Source organism: Acinetobacter sp. TY1 (genome assembly GCF_048551395.1).
Lineage (GTDB): Bacteria > Pseudomonadota > Gammaproteobacteria > Pseudomonadales > Moraxellaceae > Acinetobacter.
In genome coordinates this window covers 21,112-28,794 of record NZ_JBLYZK010000034.1, presented here as the reverse complement: position 1 = coordinate 28,794, position 7,683 = coordinate 21,112, and the positions used below count along the sequence as shown (strand labels likewise).

The following is a 7,683-nucleotide window of genomic DNA, read 5'->3' as shown; positions in this document are numbered from 1 at the left end:
GCGAAATTGGTAGACGCACTGGATTTAGGTTCCAGCGCCGCAAGGTGTGAGAGTTCGAGTCTCTCCGTCCCCACCATTTATTTAAGTGTTTAATATTTGAGATTAATCAAAGATTTATCTAAGTATTAAACACAAGGAAAGGCAGAATGATTATTCTGCCTTTTTTTATGCCTGTATATTTTAGATTTTGATAAATTGTTCTAAAGGTAAATATATACACAATAAAAAAGACCTGAATGATTCAGGTCTTAATTAAAGCAAAATAAACATTCCATTTTTAAAAGTGTAATCTTTTAACTTTTCATGAATGCGCAATGCAAAATTTGAAAGAGAGTGTTAGGGTAAGGTATTTAGTTTGCAATCTTAATTTAAGTTGATCACAGAATGCCAAAACAGTAGTCATTAAAATAGGGTGTTAAGTTACGCCTTTAAATGGTCTTCAAACTCTTCACCTAGCTGAAATGCAAGATTATTTCCCGCAAGATCACAAGTGACTAAGCCGTATTCTTTTTTAAAGCTGAATGTAAATCCTTTATTATCAGTTAAATTTTTGACTGAATACCCAAGCTTTTCAAGCCAGATACGAAATGCAATTAAATTTTTAGCTTTAACAACTTTTTTCATGGAGTTTCTCCTTCATTCCTTGGCTATTTAAAATAGATAGGGGTGCTCTGAATTTTTTAAAGGGGCATTCAAATTAATATTATTTTTTTATCATATTTTTTGAGCATAATGTATGTGTGTTGTGGTAAGAAAATGTTTTATTTTGATGATTTATATTTAATTTAAATACTTTTATATTTTTATAAAACATTGATTTATATAGATGTGTGTGTTGTTTTTGAAGTAGCTAAGGAAGATTTTGAAACAATTTAAATGTATAAATCATTGTGTAAAAAATTATGTTTATTTGCACATAATTTACTCTTGGAATACTCAATTGTTGATCAATAAGCGGGCTGGTATTTATTTTTTTTGATTATATTTAAAGAGGTTGCTTAATATTTAGGCTAAACTTAAAATTTGTTGTAAGAATTCATCTGAGAAATATAAAAATAAGCTGATTTGGCATTCAAAGCATAGTAATTTTGAATTTGGAATGCCAAATGAATTTCAGCAGAAAATGTTGTCTTTGAATCTATCTTTAGAAATTATCTTTCAATGCTCGAATGCGTGCAAATTCAGCAGGACTATCAACTCTTAAAAATGGATTGGTTTCAAGTTCCAGTTCAATTGTGCTAGGCAGTGTAATTTCACCTCGTTCACGTTGTGCTCTAATTTCGGCAGCACGGTTTTGAATGGCATGATTATCGGGTTCAATATGTAGCGCAAACTGTGCATTCGACAGCGTATATTCATGTGTACAATAAACTTTTGTGCGTGGTGGCAGTGCTGCAAGGCGATTGAGTGAGTGATAGAACTGCTCTGGTGTTCCTTCAAACATACGTCCACAGCCCATTGCAAAGAGGGTGTCACCGCAAAATACGCTATCCAGTTCATCAATAAAATACACGATATGCCCTAAGGTATGACCAGGTACAGCAATAATTTCGATGTTTAAACCTTCAAATTCAAAATGATCATCATGGTTTAGAGGATGACTGATAAAAGGAATATGACTCAATTCTTCTCGTGGACCATATACTGCAATTTGATGTGCTACCTGTAATTCAGGCACACCACCAATATGGTCTTTATGCCAATGGGTCAGCCAAACTTGTGTCAGATTCAATTGATGATTTTGGCAATATTTAGTCACTAAATGTGCTTCGGTGGGATCAATTGCAACTACATTTTTCGTAAATGTATTTTCAATTAACCAAATGTAGTTTTGCAGTTGATTTTGAACATCAATCACATGAATTTTAAATGACATTTTGAATTTCCCTGCATATTTTCATCTTTATATCTAAAGTGAGTATATCAAGCTCTATAAAAAAGATGTATGTAATCTATACATTAGATTTTTTTAGTGAAATGGGAAATGAATTAAATATGCATGGGCGTGTTTATTTTTTGATTGATTCATTCGAAAATTGATGAATATTCACAAAAAATTGTTGCAAAATTTATACAAATACTAATAATAACAATTCTCATTAATATTAAGAATCTGTGTTATGCCCTATCGGTTATCTATACTTGCATCTGCAATTTGCTGTGTGCTTTCAGTATCGCAGTCATATGCAGTTGGAAATCAGGCGAATATGAATGAAGAAGGTAACAATGAGGTCAATCGCTCGGACAAGTCTCAATCTACAGTGTCGAAAATGACGCCAATAGTTGTTTATGCATCGAGAGTATCTGAAGTGGGTCAGAGTATTTATAACCAAGAACAATTACAGCGTGTGCCCAATACACAAAAGACGATGACTGATTTTTTAAAGGTGAATCCGAACGTACAGTTTGGTAATGGATCACTTGCAAGTGGTCGACAGGGAGAGCTTGATGCATCGGATATCAGTATTAATGGAGCGTTGTTTTACGACAATAAATTTTTACTCAACAATGTCAATATTGGTAATAGTTTAAATCCTGCCTCTGGTTTGATAGATAATACAGTGGACGGGCTTGCAGGTTCATCGTTAAATGCCAATATTAATATGGATCTAATCTGTGAACTTGAAGTGCTTGATAGTAATGTCAGTGCTGAATATGGCGAGTTTACAGGTGGGGTAGTGAAGGCGAAAACGTGCGCACCAAAAACTGAAATTGGTCAAATACATGGCAAAATAAACTATGATTTTACCAGTAGTGATTGGACAAAATTTAATTATATTAGTCCTGAAGAACAAGAAAAATTTGAGCAAGGTTCAGATATTGATTATCAAAAAGATTTTGTAAAGCAAGGTTTGAGTACTCAGCTTTATGGGCGTGCTTCAGAAAAATTGGGTTTAAGTTTAGCTGCGTCTCGTCGTTGGTCTGATATTGAAAAGAAATCAGATTTTGATGCTAGTGAGAATTATGATCAAAAACGTATTGCTGATGATTTTTCAGCAAATGCTTATTATGACTTAAATGAAAATCAACAGCTTAAATTAGGTTTGTATTATCAAAATAGTCAGGGTGAAAAGTACGTTTCAAGTTTAAAAGACGGTGGTTATCAGACCAATATTGAAAACTTAGCACTTGATATGGAATTGAAAAGTACCTTTGATCATGCTGTAGTCACACAAAATATTGTCTTGCAAAAACAAAGTAATCGGAAAGATTCAGATTCAAATGAAAGTGTGGCTTGGAATACATCACCCGATAAAAATTGGAATGCGAAAATCAGTAGTGAAGGTGGCTATGGTGCTTTAGAGATGGCTCAGGATAATTGGGAATATAACCTTAAATCCGTTTTTGATGAGATTACCTTTGCCAATGTGCATCATCAATGGACTATAGGGGCAGGTTATAGCCATATCAACGCAATATGGGATCGTCCTGAAAATATGTATCAATTTTTTGTACCCTCTAAAAATAATGGTTTAGGGACAGATACATGTACTTTAATTGACGGAAGTGTTGATACACATTGTGATCTGAGTTATGTGGGTAATGATGGTACAAAGGGGCAATACAATACGATTCGTAATGTCTATCAAGCAGGTACAGTCGATGTTCAGCAGGACAAGGGATATGCTTTTGTTGAAGATCAAATGAATTTGAATGATCAGCTCAAGTTGCGTTTGGGATTACGTCTAGATTACGACAGCATCAGTAAAAATAATAATATTGCACCACGTAGCCAATTGCAGTATTTCCCTTTTGCAAATGAGCGACTTGGTTTTACAACAGGTTGGAATCGTTATTATGCAAATAATGCACTTTTCACAGAACTGCAAGATGGTGTGAATCTTTTACGTATTCAGGAAAAACGTAAAAATTTAAATGCGGAATGGTTGCAAAATACGAGTGCAAGTGCAGGTACGGCAGTCAATCGTAGTGAGCTTGATACGCCATTTGCAAATGAGGCAGTTTTTGCAATACATTCCTTGTGGAATGGCTGGGCAATACAACTTAAATATGTCAATCGTGATAACCAAGATCAAATTCGTCGGCAACGGATCAGCTTGAGTCCAATTGTTGATATCTATGATAACAGTGGTGCAAGTAAAGCTGAAACTTATACACTAAGTCTTGCAAATCAAACTCCAATTCAATTTTTAGGTGCGAAACATAGCTTTAATTTTGCAGCTGATTACAGTGATATTCAGCGTAATTTTAATAGTTATGATGACAATATTTTTATTGATCAGACTTATCAGCAGTATATTTTATATGATGGTGAAGTGATTGATGAAGCGACACGTCCTGCGACTAATTTCGCAAGACCTTGGACAGTACGCGTGGGTTGGAATACTGAATTTACAAGTGTACCGCTGAAAATTAGTCAGTTCTTCCGTTATCGTTCAGATTATGATGCGATGGTCAGTTCAACAACTCCTGTGACAGAGCGTCCAATTGCATCAAATGGTGAAGTGGTTAAAACACGTTATGACAAAGAATCGTTGGGTAGTGCATTTAATTGGGATGTACGTGCAAGTTATGATTTTAAAGTTGGACGAGATGATCAGTTGACGTTGGGTTTAACCATCAATAATTTGACCAATAAACATAATAAATATACGCAAAATCAAGATAGTATGAAATCAAATTTAGGTTCAAATGGTGTCTATTCAGAGTCGGGTCGTCAGTTTGTTGCCGATATTAGTTATAAGTTTTAAAGTATGGAAAGAAAAATGAATTTTTTGAAAGTATCTCAACATATTTTAAATTGTGCGATAGGTTTGAGTATCGTAGTTGTGGCTCATGTGAGCCATGCTAATAGCACTGCACAGATTGCACCTAGGGTTGTTGATAAGACCTGTCAGGTGAATGAAAAAATTGAACGTAACGCGATTCCGAAGACGCCTCATAATATGAGTTTACCTGCTTTTGGGCAAGGTGTAATTGGTTGGGCAACAGGGCCTGAGGGTGCAAAAGCACGTTTTGAAAATATCCAAAAGCAGGATTTGAAAGCAATTCAGGAAAAAGGCACCACTTTGGCAATGGTTAAGGAATGGCAAGCTTTTTATGAAAATGAAGTGCAACGTAATCCATGTAATCCGACGGCGCCATATCGTGCTGAATTGATGAAAAAGATTGCATGGCTATGGGGGTAATTCATAAAAATAAGCGCTGATTTACAGGGGATTTAAATCATTTCTGAGAGTTATTATTACTCACCACCTAATCATTAAGATAGGTGGTTTTTATTTTACTTATTTGCATTCAGTATTTTATGATTACTTTCATAAAATAGGACTTGATTCTGATTTTTTGTATTTAAATTTACTAATTTCATCAAAAACTAAAGATGCTTCTTGTTGGTTGAGACTAATACCAAATGAAATTTTTTTAAATTTACTCTTTATGTGTAAGTTGCCTTTTGCTGCACTTGGTAGTTGATTTTTTGGAGCACTATATTCTGAATAATACATTTTTTCTAGATTTTCAAATAAAATTGTAGTGCTATCTTCATAATTTTTTGTGAGAAAATAGAGTGGAATATGTTTGATAATAATGATTTTATCATCATTAAGGTCAAGCGTTTCACTTCCTTTTCTTAGCCATAAGGTATGACTAATGGCGTGATAAGTGAATGCACTTACGCCGATAAGCCAAATCATTAAAAAACCTGCTGCATTTGAATCTGAACCAAAAAGAACAGCGTAAATAGCAAAAGATGCAGCTAACCAAAAAATGCCAACCACAAAAAAATTGACAAGGATATCCCCAATAAAAAGTGAGTGATCAAATTTGATATGAATGCTACAGCCGTTATTTTTTTGAAAGATTTTAACTTTGTTATTGGGTTGAGTTTTCATGTAATAGCTAATTTAAGTGAATGAGTTAAGTCGTTATTTTGTGAGTATAAAATGAAACCCTAGATAAAGTAAGACCCTCGAAAGAGGGTCTAATATAAATATTCAAAGGCTTATCTGAGTTTAGATAACCAATTCCCCGTGCTTTGAACAACTTGAACAACAACCAATAAAACAATAACAGTGAGTATAACAGCACTTGAATCAAAGCGTTGATAGCCATAAGAAATGGCGAGGTCACCAATACCACCACCACCGACAGCACCAGCCATTGCGGTTGCACCAATTAAGCTAATGGTTGCCGTTGTAAGGTTTAAAATCAGTGAACTACGTGATTCAGGAATGATGAATTTAAAAACAATTTGTGAAACTGTTGCACCCATCGCTTGAGCTGACTCTACGATGCCATCATTGACTTCTAATAAAGAGGTTTCGATTAGACGACCAATATAAGGACCAACATAAATGGTTAAGGGAACAATAGTCGCCCATGTGCCAATTGATGTACCAACAATAAACTTGGTCAGAGGAATAATCGAAATGGCGAGGATAATAAAAGGTAAAGACCGCAGGGCATTGACAATTGGATTTAGTATTTTGTAAATAAAGGCATTCGGTAAAATCCCTTCAGGTCGAGTCAGGTACAAACATATTGCCTGTAAAAACCCCCAAATCATGCCAAATAGCATTGCAAAAAATACCATGACACAGGTTTCTTGCATTGCTGTGACAAACTGATCCATGCTTAGTGAGCTTTTCCAGAAGGGAGCAGTGACTTGTGTCAGCCATTGAACAATCAGATCTCTCATACTTTAACTCCTGATTGCTCAACTTTTACGCCATTTTTCTCAAAGAAGGTGATTGTTTGTTGAATAATTTCAGCATCACCTAAAAGCTGAATAAACATTTGCCCAATCACTGAGCCATTAATTTCGGTCATATTGGCAAATAAAATATTCAGACTAATATCAAACTGTTTTATAGCAGCTTGTACCACTGTTTCCTGCGCAGATGTACCAAGAAACTGTAAGTTATAAATACTATTATGATTTTTATTTTCAAGATTATTCAAAATATTGACAGGCAATTGTTGCTGTAAAACCGTTTGAATAAAGGTTTTGGTGGTTGGGTGTTTTGGTTGGCTGAAAATTTCTAAGGTAGAGCCATTTTCAATCACTTTACCTTGTTCCATAACGGCAACATAGTCGCAAACAGATTCAATGACATCCATCTCATGCGTTACCATAACAATGGTAATGCCTTGTTCTTTGTTGATTTTTTTGAGCAATTCAAGTACAGACTGCGTTGTCTGAGGATCAAGAGCAGACGTTGCTTCATCACAAAGTAAAACTTTAGGGTGGTTGGCAAGTGCACGAGCAATACCGACACGTTGCTTTTGACCACCTGAAAGTTCATCGGGGTAAGCATCTTTTTTGTGTTTTAAATCAATAAATTCAAGTAACTCATTGAGGCGCTTTTGGCGTTCAGCTTTTGCCACACCCAAAAGTTTTAAGGGCATTTCAATATTATCTGCAACCGTTTTGGTTTGCATTAAATTAAAATGCTGAAAGATCATACCGATATTTGCACGTTGATGACGTAATGCATTTGCATCTAGGGCAGTGAAATCAGTTTGATTGATAATAATCTGACCATGCGTAGGGCGTTCAAGCAAATTGATTAAACGAATGAGCGTACTTTTACCTGCACCACTATAACCAATAATGCCGAAAATACTTCCCGCAGGAATGGTTAGGTTAATTTCATCAAGCGCACGTATGTTCTGACCTTTCAGTTCATAGTGTTTTGAAATATTTTTAAATTCAATCAT

Annotated in this window: 7 protein-coding genes; 2 read left to right on the top strand and 5 right to left on the bottom strand. The window is 35.0% G+C overall.

Annotated features, from left to right (window positions below; translation table 11 throughout):
* Positions 1 to 420 precede the first annotated feature (420 nt).
* A complete protein-coding gene (locus tag ACK2M2_RS14680) occupies positions 421 to 624 on the bottom strand; it encodes a hypothetical protein (RefSeq protein WP_409511460.1) in 204 nt (67 codons plus the stop codon).
* 520 nt (positions 625 to 1,144) lie between these two features.
* Positions 1,145 to 1,876, bottom strand: coding sequence for a hydroxyacylglutathione hydrolase (gene gloB, locus ACK2M2_RS14675; protein ID WP_419349595.1), 732 nt, complete (start codon positions 1,874 to 1,876; stop codon positions 1,145 to 1,147).
* Positions 1,877 to 2,120: 244 nt separating this feature from the next.
* On the opposite strand from gloB, the gene ACK2M2_RS14670 reads away from it, so the two are divergent.
* Together ACK2M2_RS14670 and ACK2M2_RS14665 are read left to right on the top strand one after the other, a co-directional pair.
* A complete protein-coding gene (locus ACK2M2_RS14670; protein WP_419349593.1) occupies positions 2,121 to 4,712 on the top strand; it encodes a TonB-dependent receptor plug domain-containing protein in 2,592 nt (863 codons plus the stop codon).
* 15 nt (positions 4,713 to 4,727) lie between these two features.
* A complete protein-coding gene (locus tag ACK2M2_RS14665; RefSeq protein ID WP_419349591.1) occupies positions 4,728 to 5,150 on the top strand; it encodes a DUF4951 domain-containing protein in 423 nt (140 codons plus the stop codon).
* Positions 5,151 to 5,279: 129 nt separating this feature from the next.
* Here ACK2M2_RS14665 and ACK2M2_RS14660 read toward each other — a convergent pair whose 3' ends face one another.
* From ACK2M2_RS14660 to ACK2M2_RS14650, 3 genes are all read right to left on the bottom strand, one after another.
* Positions 5,280 to 5,855, bottom strand: coding sequence for a hypothetical protein (locus ACK2M2_RS14660; protein WP_419349589.1), 576 nt, complete (start codon positions 5,853 to 5,855; stop codon positions 5,280 to 5,282).
* Between the two features lie 110 nt (positions 5,856 to 5,965).
* Positions 5,966 to 6,661, bottom strand: coding sequence for a methionine ABC transporter permease (locus tag ACK2M2_RS14655; RefSeq protein WP_419349587.1), 696 nt, complete (start codon positions 6,659 to 6,661; stop codon positions 5,966 to 5,968).
* Positions 6,658 to 7,683, bottom strand: a complete 1,026-nt coding sequence (locus tag ACK2M2_RS14650) for a methionine ABC transporter ATP-binding protein (protein WP_419349585.1) — start codon at positions 7,681 to 7,683, stop codon at positions 6,658 to 6,660. Before ACK2M2_RS14650 ends, ACK2M2_RS14655 begins: the two co-directional genes overlap by 4 nt.